The sequence below is a fragment of the Sphingomonas sp. 179-I 2A4 NHS genome (assembly GCF_045369135.1).
GTDB lineage: Bacteria > Pseudomonadota > Alphaproteobacteria > Sphingomonadales > Sphingomonadaceae > Sphingomonas.
On the sequence record NZ_JBIQFL010000002.1, the window covers coordinates 570,798 to 586,003 of the forward strand.

The 15,206-nt window shown below is 68.6% G+C and carries 11 protein-coding genes; 6 read left to right on the forward strand and 5 right to left on the reverse strand.

From position 1 onward, the window contains the following. Window positions 1-37: 37 nt before the first annotated feature. On the forward strand, window positions 38-2,905 hold the full coding sequence (locus ACH0CP_RS05905; protein WP_294444776.1) for a pitrilysin family protein: 2,868 nt from the start codon (window positions 38-40) through the stop codon (window positions 2,903-2,905). After that, entirely contained in the window at window positions 2,905-3,204 is a 300-nt protein-coding gene (locus tag ACH0CP_RS05910) for a hypothetical protein (protein WP_294444775.1), read from the forward strand. Before ACH0CP_RS05905 ends, ACH0CP_RS05910 begins: the two co-directional genes overlap by 1 nt. 55 nt (window positions 3,205-3,259) lie before the next feature. On the opposite strand, the gene pepN is transcribed toward ACH0CP_RS05910, so the two are convergent. Then, window positions 3,260-5,854 (reverse strand): aminopeptidase N, encoded by a 2,595-nt coding sequence (gene pepN / locus ACH0CP_RS05915; RefSeq protein ID WP_406875820.1) that lies wholly within the window; start codon window positions 5,852-5,854, stop codon window positions 3,260-3,262. A gap of 192 nt (window positions 5,855-6,046) precedes the next feature. Here pepN and ACH0CP_RS05920 point away from each other — a divergent pair, with 192 nt between their 5' ends. The 3 genes from ACH0CP_RS05920 to ACH0CP_RS05930 are packed head-to-tail and all read left to right on the forward strand — an operon-like array spanning window position 6,047 to window position 9,778. Next, window positions 6,047-7,663, forward strand: a complete 1,617-nt coding sequence (locus ACH0CP_RS05920) for a M28 family metallopeptidase (protein ID WP_294444159.1) — start codon at window positions 6,047-6,049, stop codon at window positions 7,661-7,663. A gap of 16 nt (window positions 7,664-7,679) precedes the next feature. After that, complete coding sequence (locus ACH0CP_RS05925; protein ID WP_294444160.1) at window positions 7,680-8,960, forward strand: M48 family metallopeptidase; 1,281 nt, start codon at window positions 7,680-7,682, stop codon at window positions 8,958-8,960. Further along, a complete protein-coding gene (locus tag ACH0CP_RS05930) occupies window positions 8,957-9,778 on the forward strand; it encodes an NAD(P)-dependent oxidoreductase (protein ID WP_294444161.1) in 822 nt (273 codons plus the stop codon). Before ACH0CP_RS05925 ends, ACH0CP_RS05930 begins: the two co-directional genes overlap by 4 nt. Here ACH0CP_RS05930 and ACH0CP_RS05935 read toward each other — a convergent pair. From ACH0CP_RS05935 to purD, 4 genes are all read right to left on the reverse strand, one after another. After that, the gene (locus ACH0CP_RS05935) at window positions 9,688-10,605 is read right to left on the reverse strand and encodes a DMT family transporter (protein WP_294444162.1); all 918 of its coding nucleotides are present in this window, start codon (window positions 10,603-10,605) and stop codon (window positions 9,688-9,690) included. The genes ACH0CP_RS05930 and ACH0CP_RS05935 overlap by 91 nt on opposite strands. A 38-nt stretch (window positions 10,606-10,643) precedes the next feature. Beyond that, on the reverse strand, window positions 10,644-11,648 hold the full coding sequence (locus tag ACH0CP_RS05940) for a low specificity L-threonine aldolase (protein ID WP_294444163.1): 1,005 nt from the start codon (window positions 11,646-11,648) through the stop codon (window positions 10,644-10,646). Window positions 11,649-11,701: 53 nt separating this feature from the next. Then, window positions 11,702-12,490, reverse strand: a complete 789-nt coding sequence (locus tag ACH0CP_RS05945; RefSeq protein WP_294444164.1) for a hypothetical protein — start codon at window positions 12,488-12,490, stop codon at window positions 11,702-11,704. An 83-nt stretch (window positions 12,491-12,573) separates the two neighbouring features. Beyond that, entirely contained in the window at window positions 12,574-13,839 is a 1,266-nt protein-coding gene (purD, locus tag ACH0CP_RS05950) for a phosphoribosylamine--glycine ligase (protein WP_294444165.1), read from the reverse strand. On the opposite strand from purD, the gene xseA reads away from it, so the two are divergent. Further along, window positions 13,838-15,205, forward strand: a complete 1,368-nt coding sequence (gene xseA, locus ACH0CP_RS05955) for an exodeoxyribonuclease VII large subunit (RefSeq protein ID WP_294444167.1) — start codon at window positions 13,838-13,840, stop codon at window positions 15,203-15,205. The genes purD and xseA overlap by 2 nt on opposite strands. Window position 15,206: the final 1 nt, after the last annotated feature.

The following is a 15,206-nucleotide window of genomic DNA, read 5'->3' on the forward strand; positions in this document are numbered from 1 at the left end:
CGCCACTAGGCTGGCATGATCCTTGAGGAGTCTCCCATTGCGTCTGTCGATTTCACTGGCCGCCAGCGTCGCGGCGATCGCACTCGTCCCGCTCGCCCCCGCCTACGCCGCGCCGCAGGCGGCGACCGCAACCGCTGCCATCCCCGGCGCGCAGAAGGCCGCGCCGGTCGCCGACCTGGTGAAGGCGATCGACATTCCCTACGAGCAGTTCACGCTGAAGAACGGCCTTCGCGTGGTGGTGCACACCGACCGCAAGGCGCCGGTGGTGGCGGTCTCCGTCTGGTATGACGTCGGCTCGAAGCATGAGCCGGAGGGCAAGACCGGCTTCGCGCACCTGTTCGAGCACCTGATGTTCAACGGCAGCGAGAATGCGCCGGGCGACTTCTTCGAGCCGCTGAAGCAGGTCGGCGCCACCGACCTCAACGGCACGACCTATTTCGATCGCACCAATTATTTCGAGACGGTGCCGACCGCCGCGCTGGAGCGGGCGCTGTTCCTGGAGAGCGACCGCATGGGGTGGCTGGCCGGGGCCGTCTCCCAGTCGGCGCTGGATGAGCAGCGCGGCGTCGTCCAGAACGAGAAGCGGCAGAATGACAACCAGCCTTACGGCCTCGTCAGCTACAAGCTGATCGAGAACGTGTTCCCCGATGGCCACCCCTACGGCCACAGCACGATCGGTTCGATGGCGGATCTCGATCGCGCCAGCCTGCAGGACGTGAAGGACTGGTTCCGCGATCATTACGGGCCGAACAATGCCGTGCTGGTGCTGGCCGGCGACATCGACGTGCCGACCGCGAAGCGGCTGACCGAGAAGTATTTCGGCGCGATCAAGCCGGGGCCGAAAAGCGTCGCGCCGCCGGCACCGGTACCGACGCTGCCCGCGCCCAAGGCGGAAGTGATGAAGGACCGCGTCGCCGCGCCGCTGATCGTGAAGAGCTGGCCGGTGCCGGGGCTGAACGATCGCGACGCGCCGGCGCTGGAGGTTGCGGCATCGGTGCTTGGCGGCCTCGCCAGCTCGCGCTTCGACAATGCGCTGGTGAAGGGCGACAAGACGGCGGTGCAGGTGAGTGCCGGCTATTCCGATTATGCGCAGGTCGGCACCTTCACCATCCAGGCGCTGGTGCGCCCGGACGTCGATCCGGCGGTGGTGGCGAAGCGGCTCGATGAACTCGTCGCCGACTTCATCCGTACCGGGCCGACGCAGGACGAAGTGCAGCGCACGCTGACCTCCACCGTTTCGCGCCGCATTGCGGGGCTGGAATCGGTCGGCGGGTTCGGCGGCAAGGCCGTGTCGCTGGCGGAAGGCGCGCTCTATTCGAACGACCCGGGCTTCTACAAGAAGCAGCTGGCGGCGCTGGCGGCGCAGACGCCAGCGAGCGTGAAGGCGGCGGCGCAGCGCTGGCTGACGAAGCCCGCCTATTCGCTGACCGTCGTGCCGGGCGAGCGCGACAAATATGACGAGGCGCAGGTGCCGGCCGAAGCACCGGGCACGCTGGCGGCGGATCCGGCGCCCAAGGGCACGCGCGGGCCGATGCCGGACGTTGCCGACGTGGGCGCGCTTGCCTTCCCGACGGTGCAGCGGGCGAAGCTGACCAACGGGATCGAGCTGGTCTACGCGAACCGGGCGACCGTGCCTGTGACGCAGATGGTGGCAAGCTTCGACGCCGGCACTGCGGCCGACGTGGCGGACAAGCTGGGCACGCAGGCGATGACCCTGGCGATGATCGACGAGGGCACCAAGTCGCTCAACTCGATCCAGCTCGCCGAGGCGAAGGAGCGACTGGGGCTCGACATCTACACCGGCTCCTCGGCAGATCGCACCACCGTCAGCTTCCGCGTGCCGAGCGCGAACCTGACGCCGGCGCTTGACCTGTGGGCGGATATCCTGCGCGCGCCAGCCTTCCCGGAAAGCGAGCTGCCGCGCGTGCGCACGCAGCTGCTGGCGCAGATCGCGCAGGAGCTGACCGATCCCGCCGGCATCGCCCAGCGCGTCGTGCCGCCGATCCTCTATGGCGCGGGCAGCCCCTACGCCAAGGCACGCGGCAGCGGCGATGCGGCGGCGGTGCAGTCGCTGACCCGCGACGACCTGATCGCGTTCCACCGCGCCTGGTTCCGTCCCGACAAGGTGAAGATCTTCGTCGTCAGCGATCGGCCGATGGGGGAGGTGAAGAGCGCGCTGGATCGTGCGCTGACCGGCTGGACGGCGCAGGGCCCGGCGGGCACCAAGGTGTTCCGCGAGGATCGCAGCCTGCCCGCGCCGCGCATCGTGCTGGTCGACCGGCCGGATTCGCCGCAGTCGCGCATCACCGGCGCGCTGCGCACGAACCTGCGCGGCACGCAGGACCTGCTGCCGGTGATCACCGCCAATGATGCGCTGGGCGGGGACTTCCTCGGCCGGATCAACATGGACCTGCGCGAGACGAAGCATTGGTCCTATGGCGCGTTCGGCAACTTCAACCGCAATGCGGAAGCCGCGCCCTATGTGATCGTGGCGCCGGTGCAGGCCGACAAGACCGGCGCGGCGATCGCATCGCTGCGGCAGGAGATCAGCGCGTTCCTGGGGCCGAAGCCGATGACCCAGGCGGAGTTCGACCGCACCATCACCGGCGCGACGCGATCGCTGGCCGGGGAGTTCGAGACCGCCGGCGACGTGCTGGGCGCGATGCAGGCCAACGACCTCTACCAGCGGCCGGACGATTATTATTCGACGATCACCCAGCGTTACCGCGCGATGACCCGCCAGGAACTGGAGGGCGCGATCCGTAGCGTCATCGATCCGAACCGATTCGTCTGGGTGGTAATCGGCGATGCCAAGACCGTCCGGCCCCAGCTTGACACGCTGGGACTGCCAGTCGAGGTGATGAGTGCAGCGTCCGCAGCGGGCGCACCTGAGGAGAGAAAGTGATGGCTGGAGTCGACGGAACCTACGACGTCACCGTGAAGTCGCCGCTGGGTGACCAGAAGTCGACGCTGACCGTGAAGAGCGACGGCAATACCTTCACCGGCACCAACTCCGGCGCGATGGGCTCGTCCGACGTGTCGGGCGAAGTGAACGGCAACACGCTGACGTGGAAGCAGCAGATGACCGTGCCGATGCCGATGACGCTCGACATGTCCGTCACCATCGACGGCGACAGCGTGAGCGGCACCGTGGGCGCGGGCGCGTTCGGCAGCTTCCCGGTGACGGGCACCCGCACCGCGTGATGCACCGGCACCCGCCCGCCCCGGCGCAGCGCCGGGCGGGCGGGTGCGAGGGCGCCTAGCCCTCCAGGCTCTTGGACGCCTGTTCGAACACGTCCTTGGACAGGCCCGGCGTCGCGACGATCCGCTCGAGCTCGGCCTTCATCAGCGCGGCGCGTGCCGGATCGAACCGGCGCCAGCGCCCCAGCGGCGGCAGCAGCTTCGCCGCCGTCTGCGGATTGAGCCGGTCCAGCGCGATCAGCTGATCGGCGAGGAAGCGATAACCCGCACCATCCGGCTGGTTGAACGCCCGCTGGTTCACCGCGAAGGCGCCGATCAGGCTGCGCGCCCGGTTCGGGTTGGCGAGCGTGAAATCGGGATGCTGCGCCAGCGCCGCGACGGCGGCGGGCGTATCGTCGCGTGTCGAGAGCGCCTGCGTCTGGAACCATTTGTCCAGCACCAGCGAATTGCCGGCATAGCGATTGTAGAAGATGTCGAGCGCCGCCTCGCGCAGATCGCTGTCACCGTTGACGAGCGTGGTGAGCGCGCCCTGGCGATCCGTCATGTTGTCGGCGCGCTCGAACTGGCGGAAGGCAAGCGCCGCCGCATCGGCCGCGCCCGAAGCCGCGATATAGCCGAGCGCCACGTTGCGCAGCCGGCGCGACGCCTTGGCGGCAGGCGTATATTCATACGGCTTGTCGGTGGTGTGCGCCTCGTACACCTCGCGCCAGCGGTCGGCGAGCGCGCGGCCGAGATCGGCGCGCAGCGCCTCGCGCGCGCGATACACCGCCTCCGGATCGACCGTGCTCAGCTGGTCGCCGATGAAGGCCTCGGATGGCAGCAGCACTGCCTCCGCGATGAACGCAGCGTCCAGCGCGGGATTGTCGAGCGTGTCGGCGACCGCATCGATCACCGCCTGATGATCCGCGCGCCCTTCGATGGTCCCGGCGACGAGCGTGTCGAGCATCAGCTGCTGCATCGCCTCGTAGCGGGCGAAGGGATCATCGTCGTGCCGGGCGAGGAAGGCGAGATCATCCGCAGTGCGATCGCTTTCGATCGTCACCGGCGCGGAGAAGCCGCGGTTGATCGACAGCACCGGGCGTTCGGTGATGCCGTCAAACACGATCGATTCGCTCACCTCGCTGAACAGGACGAGTTGTTCGGGGCCGAGCGGGGCGCCGGTTTCCGCGCCGAACAGGCGGATCTTGAGCGGTAGCACCATCGGCTGCTTGTCGACCTGCCCGGGCGTCGCCGGCACGTGCTGCGCGAGGCGCAGCGTGGCGCGGCCACCGTCATGATCGAGGCTGACCGAGACGCGCGGCGTCCCAGCCTGGCTGTACCACAGGCGGAAGCGGGCAAGATCGACGTTGCCCGCATCCTCCATGCAGCGCACGAAATCCTCGCACGTCGCCGCCGTGCCGTCGAACCGTTCGAAATAGAGATCGCACGCGGCGCGGAAATCGACGGGTCCGAGGATCGTCGCCATCATGCGGATCAGCTCGGCGCCCTTGTTGTAGATCGTCGAGGTATAGAAGTTCGAGATTTCGATATAGCTTTCCGGGCGCACCGGATGGGCGAGCGGGCCGGCATCCTCCGGGAACTGGCTGGCACGAAGGCCGCGTACGTCCTCGATCCGCTTGACCGCGGCCGAGCCCTGATCGGCCGAGAAGCCCTGATCGCGGAAGACGGTGAAGCCTTCCTTCAGCGAGAGCTGGAACCAGTCCCGGCAGGTGACACGGTTGCCTGACCAGTTGTGGAAATATTCGTGCGCCACGACCGAGGCGATCGCGTCATAGTCGTAGTCCGTCGCGGTATCGGGGTCGGCGAGGATGTAGCGGCTGTTGAAGATGTTAAGCCCCTTGTTCTCCATCGCGCCGAAATTGAAATCGTCGACCGCGACGATGTTGAACACGTCGAGATCATATTCGCGGCCATAGACGCGCTCGTCCCACGCCATCGACGTCTTCAACGCGTGGAGCGCGTGATCGGTCTTTGGCAGGTCCGCCTCGCGCACCCAGATACCAAGCTCCACCTCGCGGCCCGAGCGGGTGGTGAAGGTGCCGCGGTTGCACGCGAGATCGCCGGCGACCAGCGCGAACAGATACGAGGGCTTGGGGAAGGGATCGTGCCATTCCGCCCAGTGGGTGCCGTCGCCGTTATCACCGGACGCGACGGGATCGCCATTGGCCAGCAGCACCGGATAGCGTGCCTTGTCGGCCGTCATGCGCACGCGATAGGTGGCGAGCACGTCGGGGCGATCGGGGAAGAAGGTGATGCGGCGGAAGCCTTCCGCCTCGCACTGGGTGCACAGGTTCCCGCCCGAGGAATAGAGGCCCATCAGCTGGGTGTTGCGATCGGGCGCGATCTCCACCTCGGTCTCGATGACATGATCCTTGCCGGTCAGCGGGATGACGAGCTGGTCGCCCTCCATCCGCCAGTCGTTGATCGCGACGCCGTCGACGCTGACGGAGAGCGGCGTCAGTTCCTCCCCGTCGAGGCGCAGCGGCTCGTCACCCTCATGATTGCGCGTGACCTCCAGCCGGGCGCGGACGCGGGTAGCGGCGGGATCGAGTGCGAAATCGAGCGACAGCTGCGGCACCAGCCAGGCCGGCGGACGATAATCCTGGCGCCGGTGAACGGCGGGGACGGCGGGTGCGTTGAGAACGTCGAGCATGAGGGGAGATATAGCCGGGGGCGCCTTGGGTTCCATCCGTATTAGCTGAAGGCGGCTTGCCGCGGCGGGACGGGGTGCTTGCGATGGCGCGGCGGGCTGCTAGTTCGAAGAAATCGCTCAACCTTCCCGTCCGTGCCGGCGTGCCGCATCCCGATGGCCGCGACGAACGGTTTCTTTCGGATCAATCCACCAATGCGTCGTGTCGTTCTTGCGTTTCTTCTCTCCACCCTGCCGGTAACGGCGATCGCGCAGGAGGCAGCGCCGCTGTCGCCGGGTGCCTCGGCGATCAAGGGGCATGTCATGTTCCTTGCATCGGACGCGATGAAGGGGCGCGAGGCGGGCAGCCCGGAATATGATATCGCGGCGGAATATGTCGCCTCGCAGTTCTTTGCCGCCGGGCTGAAGCCGGCCGGCGACAAGGGTAGCTATCTGCAGAACGTGCCGCTGGTGGCGTTCAAGACGGATGGCGAGGGCAAGCTGAGCGTTACGCGCGGCGGCACCACGCTGCCGCTCACCTACGGCGTCGATTACGTCCCCTCGGCGAACCCGCGTGCAAAGGAGACGGACCTGTCCGCCCCCGTGGTGTTCGTCGGCTATGGCATCGTCGCGCCGCAATATGGCCGCGACGATTACAGCGGCGTGGACGTGAAGGGGAAGATCGTCGCCTTCGTCAGCGGCTCGCCGTCCAAGATGACGGGTGAGGAGCGTGCGTGGCTCGGCTCCCCCACCACCAAGGCGCGCTTCGCCGCCGAGCGCGGGGCGATCGGCACGGTCACGCTCTACACCCCGCGCAGCGAGAAGCAGCGCCCGTTCGCCAAGCTGGCGGAAGCAAACAGCCACAGCCGCATGACCTGGGCCAATCCGGATGGCACCGGCCATGTCGAGGAAGGCGGCATCCCGACGCTTGCGACGCTGAGCCTGACCGGCGCGGAAAAGCTGTTCGCCGGTGCGCGGACGGGCTGGACGAAGATCGCCAGGGAAGCGAACAAGGCCGACGCCCGCTTCACGCCCGAGGCATTGCCGGCAACGCTTTCCGCGTCGGTGAAGACGAGCTTCACGCCCGCGCGCTCGTCCAACGTCATCGCGATGCTGCCCGGCAGCGATCCGACGCTCGCCAAGGAAGTGGTCGTCCTCTCGGCGCACCTCGACCATGTCGGCAACAGCGGCAAGGGCGAGGACAAGATCCACAATGGCGCGCTCGACAATGCGATCGGCATCGCCAGCCTGATCGAGGAGGCCAAGCGTTTCCAGAAGGAAGGCGCGCCCAAGCGCAGCGTGCTGTTCCTGGCCGTCACCGCCGAGGAGAAGGGGCTGATCGGCAGCGACTATTTCGCCAATCACCCCACGGTTCCGGCATCGTCGATCATCGCCAACGTCAATCTCGACATGCCGATCCTGACCTACAAGTTCGAGGACATGGTGGCGTTCGGCGGCGATCGTTCGACCTTGGGGCCGATCATCGAGCGCGCCGTGCAGAGCGCGGGCGTGACGCTGTCGCCGGATCCGATGCCGGACGAGGGGATTTTCGTGCGCTCCGACCATTTCCGCTTCGTGCAGAAGGGCGTGCCCTCGGTGTTCCTGTGGCCGGGCCAGAAGGGGCCGGGCAAGGCCGCGGTCGAGCATTTCATGTCGACCAACTATCACAAGCCCAGCGACGATCTGTCGCAGCCGATCGAATGGGAACAGGGCGTCCGCTTCGTCGACGTCAACTATCGCATCGCCCGCGACATCGCCGACGCAGCCACGCGTCCGGTATGGAACAAGGGCGATTATTTCGGCACGTTGTTCAAGGGGCCAATGGCCCCATAACCGGGGGGGACAGGGGATGAGGAAGGCAATCGGGGCAGCGCTGCTGGGGGCAGCGGCGCTGCTGCCTGCCATCGCGCAGGCGCAAGTGGCCAATCCGGGCTTCGATGTCGACGCGGCCACCCGCGCCTACCTCGATCTTCTGCAGGGGCCCGCACGGGCGAAGTCGGACGCCTATTTCGAGGGCGGGTACTGGCTGATCCTGTGGAATGCCGTGGTTGCGGTGCTGGTCTATGGCGCGCTGCTCGCCAGCGGCTTCTCGGCGCGGATGCGCGAACTCGCCGAACGCCGGGTGAAGCGCCGCTGGCTGGTTCCCGGCCTTTACGGCGTGCTCTTCACGCTCGTCAGCTTCCTGCTGTTCCTGCCGTGGACGATCTACACCGACTTCGTGCGCGAGGCGCAATATGACCTGATGAGCCAGACGTTCGGTGCCTGGTTCATCGATCAGCTGAAGATGCTGGGCGTGTCGCTGGTGGTGAATGCGTTGCTGTTCACCGCGATCTACGCCGTCATCCGCCGGTTCCGTCGCGCCTGGTGGGCCATCGGCGCGGGGGTGGTGATCGCTTTCCTCACCATCGGGCTGTTGCTGGGGCCGGTGTTCATCGAGCCGCTGTTCAACCGCTATACCGAAATGCCCGCCGGCCCGCTGCGCGACCGGATCGTGGCGATGGCAAAGGCGAACGGCATTCCCGCCGAACACATCTACGTCGCGGACGAGTCGCGCCAGTCGAAGCGGATCTCCGCCAACGTCGCGGGGCTCGGCCCCACGATCCGCATCGCGCTGAACGATAATCTGCTCAACCGCACCCCGCCCGATGAGGTCGCCGCGGTGATGGGGCACGAGATGGGCCATTATGTGCTCGGCCACATCTGGTGGCTGCTCCTGTGGTTCGGCCTGTTCGTGGTGGTCGTCTTCCTGGCGCTTTCGCGGATTGCGCCGCGGCTGATCGCGCGCCACGCGCGCTGGGGCGTGCGTGACGTGGCGGACCCCGCCGGCGCGCCGCTGCTGCTGGCGGTCGCGAGCGTGCTGGCCGCACTGGCGACACCGTACATCAGCACGGTGATCCGCTCGAGCGAGAGCGAGGCCGATCGCTTCGGCCTCGACGCCGCGCGCGCGCCGGATGGCTTTGCCACCGCGGCGATCCGATTGTCGGAATATCGGAAGCTCGAGCCGGGCAGATTCGAGGAATTCGTGTTCTTCGATCACCCTTCGGGCGCGACGCGCGTTCGGATGTCGATGCAGTGGAAGAAAGATCACGTGCCCGGCGCCACCATGGCCAAGCCAACGCTCGCGAAGTGAGCCGGCTCTTCATCTTCGGGCTCGGCTATGCCGCCAGTGCGATCGCCGATGCCGCGGGCGGCCCGGTGCTCGCCACGACGCGCGACGGGCGCGGCGGCACGATCCGCTTCGACGATGATGATGCGGTGCGAGCGGGGATTGCGGCGTCAACGCACGTCCTCTCCTCCGTGCCGCCCGATGGTGCCGACGATCCGGTGCTGGTGCAATACGGCGCGCTGCTGGAGGGGAGGTGGCTCGGCTATCTCTCCTCCACCGGGGTCTATGGCGACGCGGGTGGCGCGTGGGTGGACGAAAGCGCGCCGATCACCGGGCGGCGCGCACCGCGGAATGCGGCCGACGCGGCGTGGCTGGCACTCGGCGCGCGCGTCTTCCGGCTTCCCGGCATCTACGGTCCCGGCCGATCTGCGCTCGACCGCGTCGCGGCGGGCAAGGCGCATCGCACGGGGCTCGTCGGCCAGGTGTTCAGCCGTGTCCATGTCCACGACATCGCGCGCGGCGTGGTGGCGGGGTTCACCGCGCCGGCGGGGGCGTACAATCTCGCTGACGATTATCCGTCGAGCCAGGATGATGTGATCGACTATGCGGCGGCGCTGCTCGGGCGGCCGCCGCCGCCGATCGTGCCGCTGGACAGCCTGTCACCCCAGGCGCGCGCTTTCTATGCCGAGAACCGGCGCGTCGCGAACGGCAAGGCCAAGCGGGTACTCGGCTGGACGCCGCTCTATCCCGACTACCGGTTGGGCCTGCGTGCGGTGAGCGCCACCACCAGCCCGGCGGCGGCGAGCGCTGCGCCGCCCGCGGCGAGCAGCGACCAGCGATAGCCTTCGAACATCGTCGACAGTGCCATCGCGATCACCGGCACGATGACGCTGGAATAGGCCGATTTCGCCGGCCCAATGATGCGGATCACGCCGAAATAGAGCGGGAAGGCGAGCGCCGAGGCGAAGATGCCGAGGTACAGGATCCCGGCGATATAGCCGAGCCGCCATTCCATCACTGGTGCGCCGACCGTCATCCACGCCCAGGCCGCGTCAAACGCGCCGCCCAGCAGCATCGCGATCGCGGTGGTGCGCAGCATGGGGTAAGCGCGCGCCACCTCGGTTCCCTGCATCACATTGGCGCTGGAGGCGGAGAGGATCGCGCATAACGTCAGGCCGATGCCGACCAGTGAGGCAGTCGGCCCCTTGGGATCGCTGCGGATCTCATGGACGAAGAGCAAGGCGACGCCGGCCATGGCGATGGCCGATCCGATCACCAGCTGCCGCCCCAAGCGCTGGCCAAGGAAGATGCGGCCGAACAGGGAATTGGGGATCAGCAGCAGCGCGAAGACGACGGCGACGAGGCCGGAGGTGATGAACTGCTCCGCGCGGTAGACGAAGTTGAAGTTCAGCACGAACTGCGCAAGGCCGAGCGCGGCGGCAAAGGCATAGCCGCGTGCGTCCAGCCGGCCGGGTTCGCGCCGGATCAGCGCCCAGGCGAGCAGCACCGCGCCGGCGACGAGGAAGCGGTAGCTGACCGACCAGGACGGCGGCACCACGCCCAGCTGATCGCGGATCACCAGCCAGGTCGATCCCCAGATCAGCGTGACGATCCCGAACGGGATCAGCACGCGGGCGCGAGTCGATTGCGGCGGCGGGGCGGTGGTCATGGCGCCGCGTAGAGCGGATCGGGCGGCGGGTGAAGCGCCTAGCCGAGCGCTGCGATCGCCTCGGCCAGCGGGCGGATATCCTCCGCGCGCTGGTTCCACGAAATGACGAGCCGCGCCTCGCCGACGCCCCAGTCGTAGAAGTCGAAGCCCTTCGCGCGCAGCGATGCCGCTTCGTCGGGTGAAACGCGCAGGAACACCTCGTTCGCCTCGACCGGGTGGACCAGCCGCGTGCCCGCTGCGGCGGCGATCAGCGCCGCGCCTTCATTGGCCGCGCGGGCATTCGCCAGCCAGCGGTCCTCCTCGAGCAGCGCCAGGATCTGCGCCGCGAGATAGCGGCCCTTGGAGAAGAGCAGCCCGGCGCGCTTGCGGCGATAACGCGTCGCCTCGACCAGCCCGGGCTTGAAGAACACCAGCGCTTCGGCGTTCATCCCGCCGTTCTTGACGAAGCCGAAGCTGAGCGCGGTGACGCCTGCCCGCCACGTCATGTCCGCGGGCGAGCAACCGGCGTGGACCAGCGCATTGGCACAGCGCGCGCCGTCCATGTGCAGCGCGAGGCCGCGGTCCGCCGCCAGCGCGCCGATCGCCGCCACCTCGTCGGGGGAATAGACCAGGCCATATTCGGTCGCGTTGGTGATCGAGATGGCGTGCGGCTGCACCTGGTGCACGTCGTTGCGGATCGTGCCGAGCAGCGCGGCGAGCGTCTCCGGCGTCAGCTTCGCGCCGGCGCCCTCCGCGAGCAGCAGCTTGGCGCCATGGGTGTAGAATTCCGGCGCGCCGCATTCGTCGTTCTGGATATGCGCGTCATGGTGGCACAGCACCGCGCCGTGCGGCGGGCACAGCGCGGCGAGCGCGAGGCAATTGGCCGCCGTGCCGCTCGGCACCCACAAGGCCTCGACTTGCGTCTCGAACAGCTCGGACAGCCGCTCGTCGAGCGCTTTTGACCAGCGATCGCCGTCGTAAGCGGTGTCGAGCACATCCGCCTCTGCCATTGCGGAGAGCACGGCAGGGTGGACGGGGGCGGCGTTGTCCGAGAAGAAGCGCATGTTCCGCGCCTTGCGCGGCGCCGGCGCGGCCGTCAATCGATCCGGATCAGCCCTCAGAGCTTCCCGAACCGCTCCTCGAACGTCTTGATGTCGCCGCTGGCGAGGAGCTGCGCCTGTTCGAGCCAGCGATCACGGCCCATGCGGCCGGTAAACGGCCCGAGGCGCGCGTCCAGATCCTCCGCGGCGCGCTGGTCGAGCGCGGCAAGATCCCCGACCGTGTGGATGCCGAGTTCCGCGAGCCGTCCGGCGACCTTTGGCCCGAGGCCCTTGATCGTGGTGACCGGCGCCTCACCCGGCGGCGGGCCGACAGGGGCTGCGGGCGCGGCAGGCGGCGGAGGCGGCGCTTCGACCGGCGGTTTCTGCTGCGGCGGCTGTGCTTCGGCGGCGGGCGACGCATCAAGCGGCGCGGCGGCGGCGATCGGCTCGTCGGCGAGTGGCATCGGCTCGGCCGGCTGCTCCGGCGCGGCGGGCATCACTTCCGGCAGATCGGTGAGCGGCGGCGGGGGCGGCGTGACCGGCGCGGGTGCGGGGGCAGTGCCGAGCGCCGCGCTGTCCAGCGCGGTCGGCGCCACGGGGGGCGGCGCCACCGGTGCCGGCTGATCCGGCGCACCGGCAATGGGGGCCGGCGCAGCGCGCGTGCCTGGGCGCGTCGAAGAGGGGCGCACCGGCGTCGGCCGCTTGGCACTGCGCGCCAGGCGTTCCTGTTCGCTGCGATCGGCGGCCGCACGCAGCCGCTTCTTGCGCGCACCGACGATGATCGCGACCACTGTCAGCACGCCCAGCAGGGCAATGATCGCCAGCACGATCGTGACCAACGTGCCGTCCGTTGAGGTAGGCTCCATGAAACGCTCCGCTACGCCGAGCGCCAAGCCTTAGGGACGGCACATGGTTCCCGCAACGGGGGTGAGGGATTGCCGGGTGCCATCTAGCCGATCGCCCGCCAGCCGATGTCACGGCGGCAGAAGCCGGTCGGGAAGTCGATCGCGTCGACCGCCTTATAAGCGGCGGCCTGTGCCTCGGCGACGCTCTCGCCGGTTGCCGTCACCGCAAGCACGCGGCCGCCGGCGGCGACGAGCTTGCCACCGTCATCGCGCGTGCCGGCCTGGAACACGATTGCGCCGGTCGCCTCCGCGGCGTCGATGCCGGTGATGGTGCCGCCCGTCTCCGGCGTCCCGGGATAGCCGTTGGCGGCCATCACCACGGTCAGCGCGACATTATCGGCGAAGGCCGGCTCCGGCAGGTCGGCAAGCCGCCCTTCGGCCACCGCCAGCAGCGTTTCGAGGAGGTCGCCCTCGAAGCGCGCCATCAGCACCTGGCATTCGGGATCGCCGAAGCGCACGTTGTATTCGATCAGCTTGGGGCCATCCGCGGTCAGCATCAGCCCGGCGTAGAGCACGCCGACGTACGGCGTGCCGGCAGCGGCGAGCGCGTCGATCGTCGGGCGGACGATCTCGCCCAGCGCCTGCTCTTCCAGTTCGGGCGTCAGCACCGCGGCGGGAGAATAGGCGCCCATGCCGCCGGTGTTCGGCCCGGTATCGCCGTCACCGACGCGCTTGTGATCCTGCGCGCTGCCGAAGCTGGCGGTGACCGTGCCGTCGGACAGGACGAAAAGGCTCGCCTCCTGGCCCTCCAGGAATTCCTCGATTACCGCCTCGGCCGGGCCCTCGGCGAACAGCGCGTGGATCGCCTCTTCCGCTTCGGCGCGGCTCATCGCGACGACGACGCCCTTGCCCGCGGCGAGGCCATCTGCCTTGATCACGCAGCGAAGATCAGCGCCGGTGGCGAAGTCATCGAGGCAGGCGATCGCGCCATCGCGTGAGGTGACGCGAAAATAGCGCGCAGTCGGGATGCCGACGCGGGCGCACAGATCCTTGGTGAAGCCCTTCGATCCTTCGAGCCGCGCGGCCTCACGCCCCGGGCCGAAAACCGGCACGCCGATGGTGCGGATATTGTCGGCAAGCCCCGCCACGAGCGGCACCTCCGGCCCCACGACAACAAGGCCGATGGCGTTCCGGCGCACGAAATCGATCACGGCGCGGTGATCCGCCGTATCCAGTGCCGCGATGGTCGCGTGCTGCGCGATCCCGGGGTTGCCGGGGGCAGCATAGAGCGTATCTAGACGCTCAGATTGCGCGAGTTTCCATGCCAGAGCGTGCTCGCGCCCGCCCGATCCGATCAGCAGGACGTTCATGCCCGACCCCTTCTTCGATGTTCCGGCGCGGCTCGTAGCGGACCCTGTCCCGGGGGACAACGCAGCCGCGATGTCGGTCGGCGAACTGTCGGCCAAGCTGAAGCGCTTCGTGGAGGGCGAATTCGGCCATGTGCGCCTGCGCGGCGAGATTTCCGGCTACAAGCGCGTTGCGTCGGGCCATTGCTATCTGTGCCTGAAGGATGATGCCGCGGTGATCGACGGCGTCATCTGGAAGGGACAGGCGGCAAGCCTCGCCTTTCGCCCGGAAGACGGGATCGAGGTGATCGCGACCGGCCGGCTGACGACCTATCCGGGCCGCTCCAAATATCAGATCATCATCGAGCGGATGGAACTGGCCGGCGCCGGCGCACTGATGGCGCTGCTGGAGCGCAACAAGGCGCGGTTCGATGCCGAGGGTCTGTTCGCTAAATCCAAGACGCGCCGCCCACTGCCCTTCCTGCCGCGGCGGATCGGCGTCGTCACCTCGCCCACCGGGGCGGTGATCCGCGACATCATCCACCGGCTGGAGGATCGTTGCCCCAGCCACCTGCTGGTCTGGCCTGTGAAGGTGCAGGGCGAGGGCGCGGCGGCGGAAGTCGCGGCGGCGGTGCGTGGGTTCGATGCGCTGCCGGAGGATCTGAGGCCCGATCTCGTCATCGTCGCGCGCGGCGGCGGTTCGATCGAGGATCTGTGGGCGTTCAACGAGGAAGCCGTGGTGCGCGCCGTCGCCGCCTGCTCGATCCCGATCATCTCCGCCGTCGGGCACGAGACTGACACCACGCTGTGCGACTATGCCGCCGATCTGCGCGCGCCGACGCCCACCGCTGCCGCCGAGCTTGCCGTGCCGGTGCTTGCCGACATCCGGCTGGCGGTGGCGGCGCAGGGGCAGCGAATGGAGCGTTGCGCGCGGCGCTATGTCGAGCGTGGCGGGGAGCGGCTGGCAGCGCTGGCGCGGCACCTGCCGTCGCGCGACCGGCTGCTGGGTCCGCAACGCCAGCGGCTCGACGACCTTGGCGGGCGGCTCGATCGCGGTCTGGAGCGTCGGGTGGTGCGTGCCCGCGGCGAACTGGATCGTACCGCGGCGGTGCTTCGGCCCGCCCTGCTCGCGCGGCGCATCGAGGGCGCGCGGCAGCGGCTGGAGGATCTCGGCCGGCTGCTCGCATCGGTCGATCCCGATGCGCCGCTGGCGCGCGGCTATGCCCGCGTCACGGCGCGCGGCGGGGGCACGCTTACCAGCGCGGCGGCGGCGCGCGCGGCAGGAGCGCTGACGCTCAAGTTCGCCGACGGGACGGTCGATGCGAAGGTTGAGGGTGCCCGGGGGCGGGCCTATTCGGGCACCAAAGCCGATCAGCCGACGTTGCTATAGT

Bases quoted from the DNA above. Each gene is read 5' to 3' on its own strand.
- ACH0CP_RS05910 (WP_294444775.1), top strand. From the start codon at position 2,905: ATGGCTGGAGTCGACGGAACCTACGACGTCACCGTGAAGTCGCCGCTG.
- pepN (WP_406875820.1), bottom strand. From the start codon at position 5,854: ATGCTCGACGTTCTCAACGCACCCGCCGTCCCCGCCGTTCACCGGCGC.
- ACH0CP_RS05920 (WP_294444159.1), top strand. From the start codon at position 6,047: ATGCGTCGTGTCGTTCTTGCGTTTCTTCTCTCCACCCTGCCGGTAACG.
- ACH0CP_RS05925 (WP_294444160.1), top strand. From the start codon at position 7,680: ATGAGGAAGGCAATCGGGGCAGCGCTGCTGGGGGCAGCGGCGCTGCTG.
- ACH0CP_RS05935 (WP_294444162.1), bottom strand. From the start codon at position 10,605: ATGACCACCGCCCCGCCGCCGCAATCGACTCGCGCCCGCGTGCTGATC.
- ACH0CP_RS05940 (WP_294444163.1), bottom strand. From the start codon at position 11,648: ATGCGCTTCTTCTCGGACAACGCCGCCCCCGTCCACCCTGCCGTGCTC.
- ACH0CP_RS05945 (WP_294444164.1), bottom strand. From the start codon at position 12,490: ATGGAGCCTACCTCAACGGACGGCACGTTGGTCACGATCGTGCTGGCG.
- xseA (WP_294444167.1), top strand. From the start codon at position 13,838: ATGCCCGACCCCTTCTTCGATGTTCCGGCGCGGCTCGTAGCGGACCCT.
- purD (WP_294444165.1), bottom strand. From the start codon at position 13,839: ATGAACGTCCTGCTGATCGGATCGGGCGGGCGCGAGCACGCTCTGGCA.